This window comes from Corynebacterium tuberculostearicum (assembly GCF_030229345.1).
GTDB lineage: Bacteria > Actinomycetota > Actinomycetes > Mycobacteriales > Mycobacteriaceae > Corynebacterium > Corynebacterium tuberculostearicum_G.
In genome coordinates this window covers 231,295-244,799 of record NZ_JASPGP010000001.1, presented here as the reverse complement: position 1 = coordinate 244,799, position 13,505 = coordinate 231,295, and the positions used below count along the sequence as shown (strand labels likewise).

At 58.6% G+C, this 13,505-nt stretch carries 16 protein-coding genes; 2 read left to right on the top strand and 14 right to left on the bottom strand.

Annotation, left to right across the window (positions count from 1 at the left end; translation table 11 throughout):
* Positions 1-20: 20 nt before the first annotated feature.
* The 13 genes from dprA to rimM form a co-directional block, all read right to left on the bottom strand.
* Positions 21-1,202 carry a DNA-processing protein DprA gene (gene dprA, locus QP884_RS01130; RefSeq protein ID WP_150850565.1) on the bottom strand — a complete coding sequence of 394 codons (1,182 nt, stop codon included), beginning with the start codon at positions 1,200-1,202 and terminating at the stop codon, positions 21-23.
* Positions 1,199-2,761: a YifB family Mg chelatase-like AAA ATPase gene (locus QP884_RS01125; RefSeq protein ID WP_284820259.1), complete on the bottom strand. Its 1,563-nt coding sequence runs from the start codon at positions 2,759-2,761 to the stop codon at positions 1,199-1,201. The genes dprA and QP884_RS01125 overlap by 4 nt, the downstream gene beginning before the upstream one ends.
* The gene (locus QP884_RS01120) at positions 2,748-3,146 is read right to left on the bottom strand and encodes a YraN family protein (RefSeq protein WP_284820257.1); all 399 of its coding nucleotides are present in this window, start codon (positions 3,144-3,146) and stop codon (positions 2,748-2,750) included. The genes QP884_RS01125 and QP884_RS01120 overlap by 14 nt, the downstream gene beginning before the upstream one ends.
* Before the next feature lie 170 nt (positions 3,147-3,316).
* The gene (locus tag QP884_RS01115) at positions 3,317-3,622 is read right to left on the bottom strand and encodes a DUF2469 domain-containing protein (protein ID WP_005325239.1); all 306 of its coding nucleotides are present in this window, start codon (positions 3,620-3,622) and stop codon (positions 3,317-3,319) included.
* Between the two features lie 62 nt (positions 3,623-3,684).
* Complete coding sequence (locus tag QP884_RS01110) at positions 3,685-4,326, bottom strand: ribonuclease HII (protein ID WP_284820256.1); 642 nt, start codon at positions 4,324-4,326, stop codon at positions 3,685-3,687.
* Entirely contained in the window at positions 4,313-5,050 is a 738-nt protein-coding gene (gene lepB, locus QP884_RS01105) for a signal peptidase I (RefSeq protein ID WP_239228376.1), read from the bottom strand. The genes QP884_RS01110 and lepB (QP884_RS01105) overlap by 14 nt, the downstream gene beginning before the upstream one ends.
* Entirely contained in the window at positions 5,028-5,831 is an 804-nt protein-coding gene (lepB, locus tag QP884_RS01100; RefSeq protein WP_284820252.1) for a signal peptidase I, read from the bottom strand. Before lepB (QP884_RS01100) ends, lepB (QP884_RS01105) begins: the two co-directional genes overlap by 23 nt.
* Positions 5,832-6,019: 188 nt before the next feature.
* Entirely contained in the window at positions 6,020-6,364 is a 345-nt protein-coding gene (rplS, locus tag QP884_RS01095) for a 50S ribosomal protein L19 (protein WP_005325245.1), read from the bottom strand.
* A 174-nt stretch (positions 6,365-6,538) separates the two neighbouring features.
* Positions 6,539-8,875: a Tex family protein gene (locus tag QP884_RS01090; RefSeq protein ID WP_284820250.1), complete on the bottom strand. Its 2,337-nt coding sequence runs from the start codon at positions 8,873-8,875 to the stop codon at positions 6,539-6,541.
* A 146-nt stretch (positions 8,876-9,021) separates the two neighbouring features.
* Complete coding sequence (locus tag QP884_RS01085) at positions 9,022-9,660, bottom strand: hypothetical protein (RefSeq protein ID WP_284820248.1); 639 nt, start codon at positions 9,658-9,660, stop codon at positions 9,022-9,024.
* A gap of 121 nt (positions 9,661-9,781) precedes the next feature.
* Entirely contained in the window at positions 9,782-10,156 is a 375-nt protein-coding gene (locus QP884_RS01080; RefSeq protein ID WP_284820247.1) for a hypothetical protein, read from the bottom strand.
* On the bottom strand, positions 10,156-11,028 hold the full coding sequence (gene trmD, locus QP884_RS01075) for a tRNA (guanosine(37)-N1)-methyltransferase TrmD (RefSeq protein WP_284820246.1): 873 nt from the start codon (positions 11,026-11,028) through the stop codon (positions 10,156-10,158). Before trmD ends, QP884_RS01080 begins: the two co-directional genes overlap by 1 nt.
* Positions 11,025-11,522 (bottom strand): ribosome maturation factor RimM, encoded by a 498-nt coding sequence (rimM, locus tag QP884_RS01070; RefSeq protein WP_239228116.1) that lies wholly within the window; start codon positions 11,520-11,522, stop codon positions 11,025-11,027. Before rimM ends, trmD begins: the two co-directional genes overlap by 4 nt.
* A gap of 106 nt (positions 11,523-11,628) precedes the next feature.
* Between rimM and QP884_RS01065 the strand changes: the two genes are divergently transcribed.
* The gene (locus tag QP884_RS01065) at positions 11,629-12,033 is read left to right on the top strand and encodes a cupin domain-containing protein (RefSeq protein ID WP_150851172.1); all 405 of its coding nucleotides are present in this window, start codon (positions 11,629-11,631) and stop codon (positions 12,031-12,033) included.
* A gap of 38 nt (positions 12,034-12,071) precedes the next feature.
* The gene (locus QP884_RS01060; RefSeq protein WP_284820245.1) at positions 12,072-12,758 is read left to right on the top strand and encodes a TetR/AcrR family transcriptional regulator; all 687 of its coding nucleotides are present in this window, start codon (positions 12,072-12,074) and stop codon (positions 12,756-12,758) included.
* Between the two features lie 219 nt (positions 12,759-12,977).
* On the opposite strand, the gene rpsP is transcribed toward QP884_RS01060, so the two are convergent.
* Entirely contained in the window at positions 12,978-13,493 is a 516-nt protein-coding gene (rpsP, locus tag QP884_RS01055) for a 30S ribosomal protein S16 (RefSeq protein WP_005325261.1), read from the bottom strand.
* Positions 13,494-13,505: the final 12 nt, after the last annotated feature.

Below are 13,505 nucleotides of genomic sequence, written 5' to 3'. Positions count from 1 at the left end.
TCGCCATACGCAGGTGCCATTTATTCCGTTTCCCGGCGCGCCCAGGTATTGCCATGCCGGACGACAACGCACATCTTTTCCAATGCCAGTAGTAAGTGAACTGTCAGCGGTAAACGGAATCCCGCTTCGCGGGCAATGTCCTCAGCCGTTGCTTTCTCCTGCCCTAGCGGTGGCGTCGCGTCAAAGACGCGCAACTCATTGCGGGAGAGGCGTTGGGTCATGGTTGCCGCAAAATTGATTTCGTACTGTGCGCCTGGGTCCACTTCCCCGGCGCGACTTACTAAAGCGCGAATTTCATCGGCACTGGTAACCAACTGTGCACGGCCTTCTTGAATGCGCTGGTGGCAGCCCAACGAACCGCTAGTAGTTATTGGTCCCGGCACCGCCATCGCAACGCGCCCAAGCGCCTCTGCCCAGTTAAGGGTGTTTAATGCACCAGATCGAAACGCGGCCTCCATAACTACTGTGCCGTGGCTCAGCGCTGCTACTAAGCGATTCCGTGTTAGGAACCGGTGGCGCTTCGGCGCGGTTTCCGGCGCGAATTCAGAAACGATGCAGCCGTTATCTGCAATCTTGGCAAATAAGTTGGCATTGCGGGCTGGGTAATCCCTATCGATGCCACACGCTGCTATAGCTACCGTGCGCCCGTTGTTGTGCAACGCTGTTTCGTGCGCGACGGTATCCACCCCCAGCGCGCCGCCGGATATTGGAGTCCATTCATGCTGAACCAATCCGGACACGACGTTGTGGGTGGCCTGCCAGCCATAGCGGGAAATGGCACGAGTACCGACGATGGCTACAGCTTGAGCAACCTCTGCCTGCAATGGCGCACCGCGCACCCACAGGCTATGCGGTGGCAATGCTTGGTCATCAAAAGTAGCTGGAGCCTCCCCGCTGTGCTGATAGAAGCCGAATGCAGAGTCAAACTCCTCTGTGGGCCACTCTGGGCTTTCTGCCGTAATGAGCCGAGCCCCGACCCTTTCGGCTGCCGCCATATCTTCGGCTTGCCGCAACCAGTCATAGCGAGAGGCCGTGCGCGCCAAAAGCGGGCCTATCCAGTCAGCACGGTGATAGATTCCGTGGGCGATTTCCTCAGCTGGGTACTGCGTAAGCAAGGCCTGCAACGCCGCAGAGGGACCTTCCACCACTCGGTTGAGGTATACCCAGGTGGCATAAGGAGTAGAGAGGTCGAGTTCGCTCATGCCGCGAGCCTCCCGACGTTAATTGAGCCGCGCAGATCGAGCGCGCGCCCCACTTCATCCAGATCCGGCTGCGCCTTTCCTGCTAGATCCGCCAGGGTCCAGGAGAGCTTCAATACGCGGTCCACTCCGCGCTGGGATATTTCGCCATCTGCCAAATAAGCGGACAGCATTACCATCGCGGCTTCGGCGGCTGGCCTCTTTCGGCGCAAATAGGACGAAGGGACTTCGCCATTGGTTCGCGCGGTAATGCCATCCGCCCACCAGCGCGCGGCGGCACGTTCACGGGCAGCGGCGACGCGCTCGGCGATGACTGCGGATTCCTCTTCGCCCTCTGCGTTAATAGTTGCTGCCTGCCCCGTTAGCGTGACCACCATATCCAGGCGGTCTCGTAGCGGACCGGAGAGGTTGGATAGGTAGTTCATGCGCTCGTGCGGATTGCACCTGCACTTGGATGGATCTTCGGCCGCACACCTGCACGGATTTGCTGCCATGACCAATTGGAAGCGAGCAGGATAAATTACCTCGCGGCGCGAGCGCGCCAACCGCACGTGTCCTTCCTCCAGCGGGGCACGCAAACCATCGAGTACCGGCGCGGCTACCTCACTGGCCTCGTCGAGAAAGAGCACACCATTGTGAGCCAAGCTCACCGCACCAGGGCGCGGATGTCCGGAACCGCCACCAAGTAATGCCGCCCGAGTAACCGAGGCATGCGGGGCGATGAACGGGGCGCGCTCGATAACCTCACCTGGGGTCCCGGTCAGCGAATGAATTGCAGTGGTTTCGACCTGCTGGTCCGGGGTAAGGGTAGGCAGAATGGTGGGCAGACGCGAGGCGATCATGGATTTTCCTGACCCAGGCGGCCCAATCATCATCAGGTGGTGGCCGCCGGCGGCCGCAACCTCGGCAGCCCATTTCGCATTGGATTGACCAGCAATATCGCTAAAGTCGAGGCGCGATGCCGCCGCTGGCGTGGGGTTGAGGGAACCCGAAAAACTTCCAGCTTGCGGCAGCCCACGATTACCGCAGGCCCAGCCGAAAGCCTCCTTCAACGACGAAGCAACCAGTACGTCCATGTCCGGCACCAAAGTCGCCTCGGTGGCATTGCCAGGCGGAACAAGGAGAGTTGTGATTCCTTGTTCCCGTGCGGCCAGAAGAGCGGGGATGATGCCTGCTACAGACCGAACTGAGCCGTCGAGGCCGAGCTCGCCAAGAACTAGAGTGCGCTCAAGGCGTTGGGCGGGCGAGGGAGTACTGGCAAAAGACGGGAAGTCGGCCTCCGCCTGTGCCGCGAGGATTGCCAGCGCTATGGGTAGGTCAAAGTGGGACCCGGATTTAGGAAGCGAAGCCGGGGACATGGAAACAACCACTTTGGTCTTGGGCCAGGGCAGATGGGAATTAAAGGCTGCGGTCTTGATCCGGTCCCGGGATTCGGAGATTGCGGTATCCGTCTGGCCTACAACGTGAATGCCCGGCAGTCCGTGACCGACGTTCGCCTCCACGTCAACCAACTGGGCTAGAACTCCGTTGAGGGACATGGTCAAACAATTACCTAGAGCCATCTTCAACCCCTTTGAAGTGTTCCAGCACGAATCCTTTCCCCTGCGCGACCAAGGCAATGACATCGAATCGCACCTCAGACAGTGGCTTTCCATCAAGCCACTGCGCCGCGGCTTTGCGCAGGCGCGCGAGCTTCTGCGGGGTTACGGCCTCAGCTACCCCGTAGTTGGAATTGGCGCGGGTCTTAACCTCAACAAAGACAATGGTTCCGTTAGGTTCCCGGGCGATGAGGTCGATTTCTCCCACCCGATAAGAGACGTTGGCAGCGATGATTTCCGCCCCGCGCTCGCGCAGATAGCGCGCTGCGAAGGCCTCTCCCCTTTTACCTAAGACTTGTTTATGACGAGGCTTCTTTGTGGCCAAGCGGTGTTCTGAATTAAAGTGCATTGCGGTTTCCTTGTGCGTTGGGAAATTCATTGGCCAGCACAGAACACCGCAGCTGGTAAGGCTTACACAAGGGACGCAGTAACAAAAAGGCCCTAGCTGTGGATAACTAGGCTCTGCACCTCTGTTATCCACAGCTAGGGCGCGGCGCCGCGTGCGCCAGCTTGACAAAACTATTCCGGCATCATGAATTCCGGCTTATCCAGCTCCTCGATATTGACGTCCTTGTAGGTGATAACGCGGACGTAGCGCACAAAGCGCGCGGAGCGGTACATATCCCATACCCAAGCATCAGACATGCGCACCTCGTAGTAGACATCAGGCCCAGAGGTATGCGGAATAAGCTCTACCGCATTAGCCAAATAAAAGCGCCGCTCAGTTTCAACGACATAGGAAAACTGGCTGACAACGTCCCGGTACTCGCGGTAGAGGGACAGCTCTACCTCAGCCTCGTAGTTATCGAGTTCCTCTGCACTCACGGTGGACCTCCAGGTTGTGGGTTAGCTCGCTTTAGCTTAGCGCGAGAAAGGCTAGATTTTAGCTAGGCACGCGCGGCAAACTCCGCATGAGCGCGGCGGACATTTTCATAGCTCATCCGGTGCTCCGGGCACGCTCCAAGCGCCGCAATTGCGGCCTCGTGTGCCTTGGTTCCGTACCCCTTATGGCTGGCCAACCCGTAGCCGGGGTACCGCGCATCCAGCTCGTGCATCAGGTGGTCTCGGCTAACTTTGGCCAATACACTCGCTGCGGCAATGCACCGTGCGGCCGCATCGCCACCGATGATGGGCAGGTGGGGTTGGGTGAGGCCGGGGATAAAGAGGGCGTCGGTAAGCACATAGCCCGGACGCACTTCCAGGCGCGCAACCGCCCTGCGCATGCCGGAAATATTGGCGTGTTGGATGCCGCGCTTATCGATGTCCCCCGCACCAATATGCACCACAGACCAGCCCACAGCCTTGTCTTTAATGAGTGGAAAGAGCTTCTCACGCTGTTTGGGGGTGAGCTTCTTTGAATCTGTAAGCTGCACCAACTCCTTGATCGGCCGATCGGGCATGACGCAGGCTGCGATGGTAATCGGTCCGCAGCAGGCACCGCGCCCAGCCTCATCTACGCCGGCCACCGGGCCTAAACCGGCCTTGCTCAATGCAACCTCGTAGGTGCGCCGCTGCTTAAGCCGCCGCATGCGAGATTTCCGGGTGTTGCACCCCACCCCAACGCGAAAGCGGCAAAATGACGGCCTCGACGCGCCCGCGGACGTTGTCTACCGGCACGGTGCCCTGCAGGTGGTCGCCCAAGTGCGCACGGGAATCGAGGGAGTTGGTGCGATTATCACCCATCACCCAAAGGTTTCCCTCGGGGACGGTGACCGGGCCAAAATACTCGCCACCGCACTCCTGCGAGCCCACGCTGGGGTCTACGGGAATCTCCGGCGGATCGAGGACGAAGGATTGGTCAATAGGCTTTCCGTCCACCATGACCGCAGGGTCGCCAGCCTGACAACTCACCGTCTGCCCGCCGGTAGCAATGACGCGCTTTACCAGGATATTTTCCCCATTAGGAAGCAGCCCTACAGCTGCCAAGGCATTTTGGGCGCCGCGCACAAAAATATTGGACGAGCGATTGACCTCAAACTCGTTATTCCACGACTCGGGCCCTTCAAAAACCACAACCTCCCCAGGCTTGGGGTCCGTGAAGTAGTAGCTGACCTTTTGCACGGCAATGCGATCATTTTTGCAGCCGGCACACCCGTGCAGGGTCGGTTCCATCGAAGCAGAAGGAATGACATACATCCGCCCCACCAGCGCCTGCAGGAGCACTAGCAGGACAAAGCCTGCCACCACGGGGATGAGAAAATCCCGGGTGCGCAGGCGTTGGGAGGAAGGCTTATTCCTGAATGTCCGGGTCATCGACCCCACCAATGCGGGTAAACGGCCAGAATACGAATTTCACCTTGCCGCGGACGTTTTCTACTGGAACCGTGCCATGGAACTTGTCGGTCATGTGGTAACGAGAATCGGCCGAAGCAGTACGGTTATCGCCCATCACCCAGATATTGCCCTCCGGTACCTCGACGGGACCAAAGTACGGACCGCCACAGGCCTCCGAGCCGGTCGACTCATCTACCGGGTACGTTGGCGGGTCTTGCACATAGTCTTGCTCGATGGGCTTGCCATCTACCATGACTGCAGGATCGCCCTCCTGGCAGGACACCGTCTGTCCGCCGGTAGCGACCACACGCTTGACCAAGGTGTTTTCATCTGGTGGTGCCAAAGATACGAAGCTCAACGCATCCTGCACGCCATGAATGATCGGATTGGACGAGCGCGGTGAGACGTAGCTGGAATTCCAGTCCTCGGTGCCCTTGAATACGACGACATCGCCTGGTTCTGGCTCGCCGTCACCGTAGTAAGAGATCTTTTCCGTAAAGATGCGGTCATTTGTGCAGCCTTCGCAGCCGTGGAGGGTCGGCTCCATCGAACCCGACGGGATCACATACTGCCGGCCGATAAAGTTCTGGAATAGTCCGACGATCACGAGAACCGTCGCCACGACCAGAAGTGTTTCCAGCAGCCACGGCATATCTTTTTTCTTAGTCGCCTCTTTGCCTTGCTGGGTGGCGTCGCCCTGTACTGGGTGGGCCCCCTCGCCTTCTGGCGGCTGTTCCTGCGAGATGCTGTCTTTATTCACGCGCTAGATCCTAGCAACCCCACGCTCGACTTCCGCTCTTATCCCCCTCGCGGCAGGGGGGATTCACAGCCAACTTTTCGCTTGCCCCCTTCCCCCTCGGCATAGGGATGAAGGGAATTAGGCAAAGAAAAATTCCCCTTGCACCCACAGTGGGGTGCAAGGGGAAGCCGGCGCGCAGCGCGCTAGTACTAGCGACGCTCCTTGATGCGAGCCTTCTTGCCGCGCAGATCGCGCAGGTAGTAGAGCTTCGCACGGCGGACGCGGCCACGACGGGAGACCTTGATGGACTCCAGGTTCGGGGAGTGAACCGGGAAGGTACGCTCAACGCCGATACCGAAGGAGACCTTACGGACGGTGAAGGTCTCACGGATGCCGGAGCCCTGGCGACGGATGCAGATGCCCTTGAAGAGCTGTGCACGCTCGTTGTTGCCCTCGATAACCTTTACGTTAACGTCGAGGGTATCGCCTGGGCGGAAGGACGGGATATCGTCGCGCAGCTGTGCTGCATCGACCTTGTCAATAATGTTGGACATGCCAATATTCCTTTTCAATTTGGGACAGAGGACCCTAGCGGCGTACTGCCTAACCGGTTCGTGCCCGTTACATAGAACGGTGCACTATTTTTCCACATACGCCAGCCGGAACCAAATCCTCATATTGCAAACTTCCTCGCCCCGCCCAAGGTTCCTCACCGCAGCGTAAGGAACCTAGAAACCTGCCTTCTTCAGGGCATCGGCCATGGCTCCGCCACCGCCGGTGCCGCTTGGTCCACCCGTGCGGCCGCGCGAGCCGCCCCGGGATCCGCGTCCAGATTTGTGGCCGGAGCGCTTTCCTTCTCCCCTGCCGCCGGACTTGGAGGAGCCACGTGGGGAATCACCGCGGCGCTTGGGAGCCGGCTGCCCCGGTTCATCATCCAAACGGAGGGAGAGGCCGATGCGCTGGCGCTCCACATCAACCTCCATGACCTTCACCTTGACCACCTGGCCAGAGCGCACGACCTCGTGCGGATCGGAAACAAACTTGTGGCTCATGGCAGAAACGTGGACGAGGCCATCCTGATGGACTCCGACATCCACAAAGGCGCCAAATGCCGCCACATTGGTCACCGTGCCCTCAAGAATCATGCCCGGGGTGAGATCGGAGACCTTATGTACGCCTTCTTTAAAGGTGGCGGTCTTGAACTCAGGGCGCGGGTCGCGTCCGGGTTTATCCAGCTCGGCGATGATATCGGTCACCGTAGGAATGCCGAAGGTCTCATCCGCAAAGTCTGCGGGCGCCAGCGTGCTGAGTACGCGGGTATTGCCAATAAGTTCAGAAATACCCAGGCCCGTCTTCTCCGCGATGCGGGAGACGACTGGATAGGCCTCAGGGTGTACGGCAGAGGAATCCAGCGGATCGGTACCGCCGTTGATGCGGAGGAATCCGGCAGACTGCTCAAAGGCCTTAGGTCCAAGCCGCGGTACCTTCTTCAGTTCCTTGCGGGAGGCAAAGGACCCATTTTCATTGCGGTAGGCCACAATATTGGCGGCGATGGTGGAATTGACACCAGCCACGCGCTCGAGCAGCGGAACGGAAGCGGTATTGAGATCCACGCCCACGCCGTTTACCGCACTTTCCACCACGCCATCGAGGGTGCGGGCGAGCGCCGTCTGGTTAACGTCGTGCTGGTACTGCCCCACACCAATAGCCTTCGGATCGATCTTTACTAATTCAGCCAAAGGATCCTGCAAGCGGCGAGCGATGGAAACCGCTCCGCGCAGCGAGACATCCATGTCGGGGAATTCCTCCGCCGCAAGCGGCGAGGCGGAGTAGACCGAGGCGCCGGACTCCGAAACCACCACAGGAGTGGGTCGCTGACCCCCAGCTTGCTTGATAAGGTCCGCAATTTCCTGGGCAAGCTTCTCGGTCTCACGGGAGGCGGTGCCGTTGCCGATGGCCATAAGGTCTACAGAATGCTTGGCGCACAGGGTCGACAGCGTCTGAACTGCTTGGCTCCACTGGTTCTGCGGCTGATGCGGGTAGACAATGGCGGTATCGAGCACCTTGCCGGTTTTGTCCACTACCGCGCACTTCACACCATTGCGGTAACCCGGATCCAAGCCGATGGTGGCACGCTGGCCAGCAGGTGCCGCGAGCAGCACGTCGCGCAAATTGGTGGCAAAGATCTTCAGCGCGCCTTCCTCCGCAATCTCTTTCAGCCGCATGCGAACGTCCAGGCTGGAGGAAATATAGAGCTTGGTGCGCCAGCCCCAATGGACGGCGTCGGCAAGCCACGTGGAGGAGCGATCCAGCTCGAAGCGGGAGGCGATTGCGTCCTCGTAGTCGGCGTCATCGCCGGCATCTAGCTGCAGCTGCAGCACTCCCTCATTCTCGCCACGCAGCAGCGCCAAAATGCGGTGCGAAGGCAGCTTGTGGAAGGGCTCGTTGAAATCGAAGTAATCCTTAAACTTCGCACCTTCGGCTTCCTTGCCCTCAACAACGTGCGCGCCCATGGAGCCTTCAGTGAACATACGCTCGCGCACTTCACCCACCAGATCCGCGTCGAGCGCGAAGCGGTCCACCAAGATGGCGCGGGCGCCGTCGAGGGCCTTCTTGGTGTCCTCAAAGCCCTCGGTGATAAAGGCCTGTGCCAACTCTTCCGGAGCAGCGTTGGGATCCGCAATGAGCTTATCGGTCAGCTCCTCAAGGCCGGCCTCGCGGGCAATATCGGCCTTGGTTTTGCGGCGCTTCTTATACGGCAGATACAAATCTTCTAGGCGCGCTTTGGTCTCGCAGGCAAGGATTTGTTCCCTGAGGGCGTCGCTAAGCTTGCCCTGCTCTTCAATCGCCGCAAGGATGGTCTCCTTGCGCTCCTGTAGCTCCTTTAAATAATTCGCACGCTCTTCAATGGTGCGCAGCTGGGAGTCATCCAGCCCACCGGTGGCCTCCTTGCGGTAGCGGGCGATAAAGGGCACTGTGTTGCCCTCCGCAAGCAGCTGCAACGCGGTAGAAACCTGCGATTCCTTGACGTTGAGCTCGGCGGCGATAGTGGCCGCAATATTCACGTGGTCTCCTCACTCTTTCTCGAGGTTTGGGATTAGACCCACCCAATTTACCGCACGGCCCCTCCACTGCCTTCGCTTGCCGACGCCCCCTAGATGCACAAAACCTCCTTTCCCAGTAAGGGAAAGGAGGTTGCTGCGGCGCGCTCTTAGTAGATAACCACGCGGGCGTTATCGCCGCCGGAGCAGGAAACGCGCGAGGAGCTGCCGGAGCAGTACATGGTGTAGGTACCACCGGTGGCCGGCGAGTAGACGCTCAAGGTAGCGCCGGTTCCGCCGCCGGCGACCCAGTTATTCATAAACGCGGTATAGACGTTGCTGGCAAAACCGCTGGAGGTTTTGCTGGTAGCTGGATAGTAGCTAGTGAAGTCACTCCAAGAGTGCCCATTGCTGCTGCCAGAAGACGCTGCCTGTGCCGGCGCTGGAGCTGGAGCATCCTTAGTCTTGGTCACCGTGACCGGGCTGGAATCTTCATCCTCATCCTCAGCATCGTCCTTGGACGAGGAACCGGAGTGCTTGCTAGATCCGGAGCCGGAGCCGCTATTGGCATCAGCCTGCTGGAATTGACTATCGGCGGCCGCGCTAGTCGATGCATCATCCTTGTTATTGGTCACGAACATGATGACCATGGCGGCCACCGCGATGACCGCCACAATTGCTGCGGTAATTGCCGCGATGGTGGCGCCGCCTACGCCACCGCTTTGCTGCGGCTGGGAATAATACTGCTGATTGTACTGGGGCGGCTGCTGGTTATATCCACCGTAGTTATTGCCATTGGGAGCCGTCATAATTCAGGGACCACCTTGGGAATAGGAATCTAGAGGGAATGTCCCCTTCACTATAACCTTAGAAGGCATATGCGCTGCAGTTTAGGCATGAAAAAGCGCTAAATAATTGTCCAGATTCCGCTTATAACCCAGAATCCGCCCGCCACACCGCCGGGGCACCAAGCCCCATCTCCGTAAAACCGATTTCCGCACTGCCTACCCACGAGGCTGCCGGCGGCAAGCAGTCTGCTACCGAGGAAGCCACCGTGGCCAGGGGCTGCGTGGTCTTTCCGTTCACGATGAGCCGCCACACCGGTATTCCTTGTGGCCACTGACCGCTCTTGAAGCGATACTCCTGCGCTAGCGGGCTGCTTTCCGAGCTTTCCTCCGCTACCTGAAGAGTGAAAATACTAAGCGGCTCAAAGCCCCGTGCACGCAGCGTCTCTGGCAATGCTTCGAGGCTTTTCGCCCACTCCTGGGTTACTAGGAGTACCGAGAGGTCAGCGCTTACCTCCATTAGCCTTCACCCTGGGTGTTGGCTTCTTGTTCCAACTGCGCGATGAAGGCCTTGTCGTCCTTATCGAGCTCAGCTGCCTCCAAAAGTTCGGGACGGCGTTGCCACGTGCGCAGCAATGCCTGTTCCCTCCGCCATTTGTCTACCAAACCGTGGTTTCCTGAGGTGAGCACCTCCGGCACGGCTAGGCCACGCCACTCCCGCGGCTTGGTATAGCTCGGGCCTTCTAAGAGACCATCAGAAAAAGAATCTTCCTCATGAGAGCGCTTATTTCCCAGCACGCCGGGGATGAGTCGCACTACTGCCTCAGCAATCACCAACGTTGCCACTTCCCCACCGATCAACACATAATCGCCGATGGAAACCTCGCGCACGCGGTAGCGTCGAGCGGCGTCATCCACCACGCGCTGATCGATGCCCTCATAACGCCCGCAGGCAAAAACAATGTGCTCCTCATTGGACCACGCCCGCGCATCCGCTTGGCTAAACGGTTTTCCGGTTGGCGTCGGCACGATAAGCAGTGGGAGGTCGCTATCCTCATCGTCCGTGGCATCAACCGCATAGGCTTGTGCCTTAACCCCTTCTAATTCATCGTGGCGCGGACGGTTTAGGTGTGGCAGCGCCGATTCTAGGTTGGGCGCACTTTCCCGCGTGGCGACGCTATCGAGCGCCGGCCCCCAAACTTCTGGCTTCATAACCATGCCAGGGCCACCACCGAACGGCGAGTCATCGACAGACTTATGCGCATCCGTAGCCCACTGCCGCAGATCGTGCACACCTACTTCAAGGCGACCTTGTTCAATGGCCTTCCCCAAAAGCGCATGCCGCAACGGGTCCAGGTACTCCGGAAAAATGGTGATGACGTCAAGCCTCATAGGTCAAGCAGTCCTTCCGGCGGATCGATGGTGCACGTTCCAGCCTCTAGGTTCACCTCAGGAACAATGGCATGCACGAAGGGAATGAGCGCCTCCTTGCTGTTGTCGAGTTTTACCTCCAACAAATCTTGACTTCCGCCGTGGATGACCGATGTGACCTCACCGATCTCCTCGCCCGCCAGAAGTACGCGAAGGCCTTCCAGCTCGTGGTCATAAAAGCCATCATCATCACTGTCGAGCGGAGCGGCAAAGAACTTGGTACCACGTAGGCTATCCGCCACTGTTCGGTCTTTGATCTCTTCAAAGGTAACGAGCAGCCTTCCCTTATGGCTCCGGACCGCCTTGATAGTTAGTGTGTGCTCCTTCTTGCCCTGCGTGCCCTGAAGAACTTCCCCTACCGCAAAGCGCACCTCCGGTTCATCCGTAGTGGCCTCGACTACGACTTCACCTTTCACGCCGTGCGATTTAATCACGCGACCAATCATCAATTCCATAGCGGAAAGTCTACAACACAGACCTCTTTGCCCTTGTCAGTCATGAATTTTGGCGCTTTGGAAAGCAAACCCAGAATTTGAGTCTTATTGTCGTTAAGGTGGGCTCATGAGCGATCTACCGACCAACTCCCCGGACACGTTTGGCGCGGCTTCTCACTCAGGTGAGGATTCCGTCATGTCCGCGCTAAACCTGCTGGACATCGCGCCTGATACCGATCCGCACCGCCCGCGCCCGGGCGTACAGCGCGTCTTAAGCGCTGATGGTGCCAACCTCATTCTCTTTAGCTTCGCACCAGGACAGTCTCTGCCCGATCACAAGGCCGCACATCCCATCACCGTGCAGGCGCTGCGCGGTGAGCTTGACTTCAGCTACGGCAGTGAAACCATCACGCTTACCCCCGGCTCTATCGTGCACCTTCCTGCATATGAGGTGCATAAAGTCGAGGCCACAAGCGAGAGCGGCGACCCTTCTACCCCCGCAATTTTGCTGCTCACCATGCTGACTAAATAATTTATACGTACATAGGTTTTGTTGATAAAATGAGTTTTATGGAAACGCACAATAAGCCCTACCATCATGGAAACCTCCACGATGAGCTGCTCCGTATCGCGGTTCAACTGGGCAAAAGAAATGGCCCCGATGCCATCACCGTCCGTGCGGTAACCCGCGAAGCAGGAGTGTCCCCTACCTCTGCATACCGCCATTTCAAGGACCAAGAAGAACTGCACGATAAGGTCGCTGAACTTGCCACCGATGAGTTGGTCCGGCGTTTACACGAGACTACCGAGACTGCAGAGGGCCTAGATTTTCCAGAGCACCTGATGCAGATTGGTTACGCTTACCTCGAGTTTGCCATGGATGAGACCAATTTCTTCCGCTGCATGCTGGAATGGAAGGCGCTGCGTTTCATGCTTGGCGTAGATCCCAATACGGAAGATGATCCGAAGATGGATCATCTACAGCAGATTCGCGATTTCTTTGCCCTGTTGTCCCGCCACGCGGAAGCACTGGACAATACCACTGACCCTAAGTATTTCCTGCAGAATGCTCTGCTGGCCTGGTCGGCTATTCATGGATTTACCGTGCTTGCTATCAACGGCCCTATGTCGCAGCTTCCACGCGAGCAGATCCTCGAGCTTTTCACACCGGTTGTTGCAGGCGCGATGCGCGGCATGGACTTTAAGCAACCCTCTAACGTCTACAGCCGCTACTCCAACTACAAGCCACAGAACTAAAGGCGAACTGACATATCCCCGACATGGATGCCGCAAGTTTCCTAGCGCGTCACCGCCAGTAGCGACCGCGTACGCAGCCCCGCCAAGGACGAGCGTGCGCGGTCACTATCGTGTGCCGGCGTGCTTCCCCCCAACCATAAAGGCCCCGCTACTACGACCAGTGATCGTAGCGGCGGGGCCCGAAGCTAGAAGCGCTTTGCGCTTAGCAAGGGAGGCAGATTACTCTGCGGACTCCTCAGAAGCTTCCTCAGCCTTCTCCTCGGCCTCGGCGTCAGCTTCGCCGGCGGCAGCAGCGGCAGCCTCTGCAGCAGCAGCTTCCTCAGCAGCCTTCTTCTCAGCCTCTTCCTTGGCCTTCTTCTTCTTTTCGGTGATGGCCTCGATGGTCGGGCCGTTGTTGGCCTCAGCCAGTGCCTCGTTGAAGATCTCCAGCTTGGACTTCTTCTCCTCAGCAACCTTCAGGGTGCCCTCTGCGCCCGGCAGACCCTTGTGCTTCTGCCAGTCACCGGTGACCTTCAGCAGAGCGAGAACCGGCTCGGTTGGCTGTGCGCCAACGGACAGCCAGTGCTGTGCACGCTCGGAATCGATCTGGATGAGGGAAGGCTCTTCCTTCGGGTGGTAGATACCGATGTTCTCGATGACCTTACCGTTACGACGGGTGCGGGCATCAGCAATAACAACGCGGTACTCAGCAGCGCGGACCTTGCCCAGGCGCTGCAGCTTGATCTTGACAGCCATGTTGGCTCCTTT

Bases quoted from the DNA above. Each gene is read 5' to 3' on its own strand.
- dprA (WP_150850565.1), bottom strand. From the start codon at position 1,202: ATGAGCGAACTCGACCTCTCTACTCCTTATGCCACCTGGGTATACCTC.
- QP884_RS01065 (WP_150851172.1), top strand. From the start codon at position 11,629: ATGAGCGATCTACCGACCAACTCCCCGGACACGTTTGGCGCGGCTTCT.
- QP884_RS01110 (WP_284820256.1), bottom strand. From the start codon at position 4,326: ATGCGGCGGCTTAAGCAGCGGCGCACCTACGAGGTTGCATTGAGCAAG.
- lepB (WP_239228376.1), bottom strand. From the start codon at position 5,050: ATGACCCGGACATTCAGGAATAAGCCTTCCTCCCAACGCCTGCGCACC.
- rpsP (WP_005325261.1), bottom strand. From the start codon at position 13,493: ATGGCTGTCAAGATCAAGCTGCAGCGCCTGGGCAAGGTCCGCGCTGCT.
- QP884_RS01080 (WP_284820247.1), bottom strand. From the start codon at position 10,156: ATGGAGGTAAGCGCTGACCTCTCGGTACTCCTAGTAACCCAGGAGTGG.
- QP884_RS01120 (WP_284820257.1), bottom strand. From the start codon at position 3,146: ATGCACTTTAATTCAGAACACCGCTTGGCCACAAAGAAGCCTCGTCAT.
- rplS (WP_005325245.1), bottom strand. From the start codon at position 6,364: ATGTCCAACATTATTGACAAGGTCGATGCAGCACAGCTGCGCGACGAT.
- QP884_RS01125 (WP_284820259.1), bottom strand. From the start codon at position 2,761: ATGGCTCTAGGTAATTGTTTGACCATGTCCCTCAACGGAGTTCTAGCC.
- trmD (WP_284820246.1), bottom strand. From the start codon at position 11,028: ATGAGGCTTGACGTCATCACCATTTTTCCGGAGTACCTGGACCCGTTG.
- rimM (WP_239228116.1), bottom strand. From the start codon at position 11,522: ATGGAATTGATGATTGGTCGCGTGATTAAATCGCACGGCGTGAAAGGT.
- QP884_RS01085 (WP_284820248.1), bottom strand. From the start codon at position 9,660: ATGACGGCTCCCAATGGCAATAACTACGGTGGATATAACCAGCAGCCG.
- QP884_RS01060 (WP_284820245.1), top strand. From the start codon at position 12,072: ATGGAAACGCACAATAAGCCCTACCATCATGGAAACCTCCACGATGAG.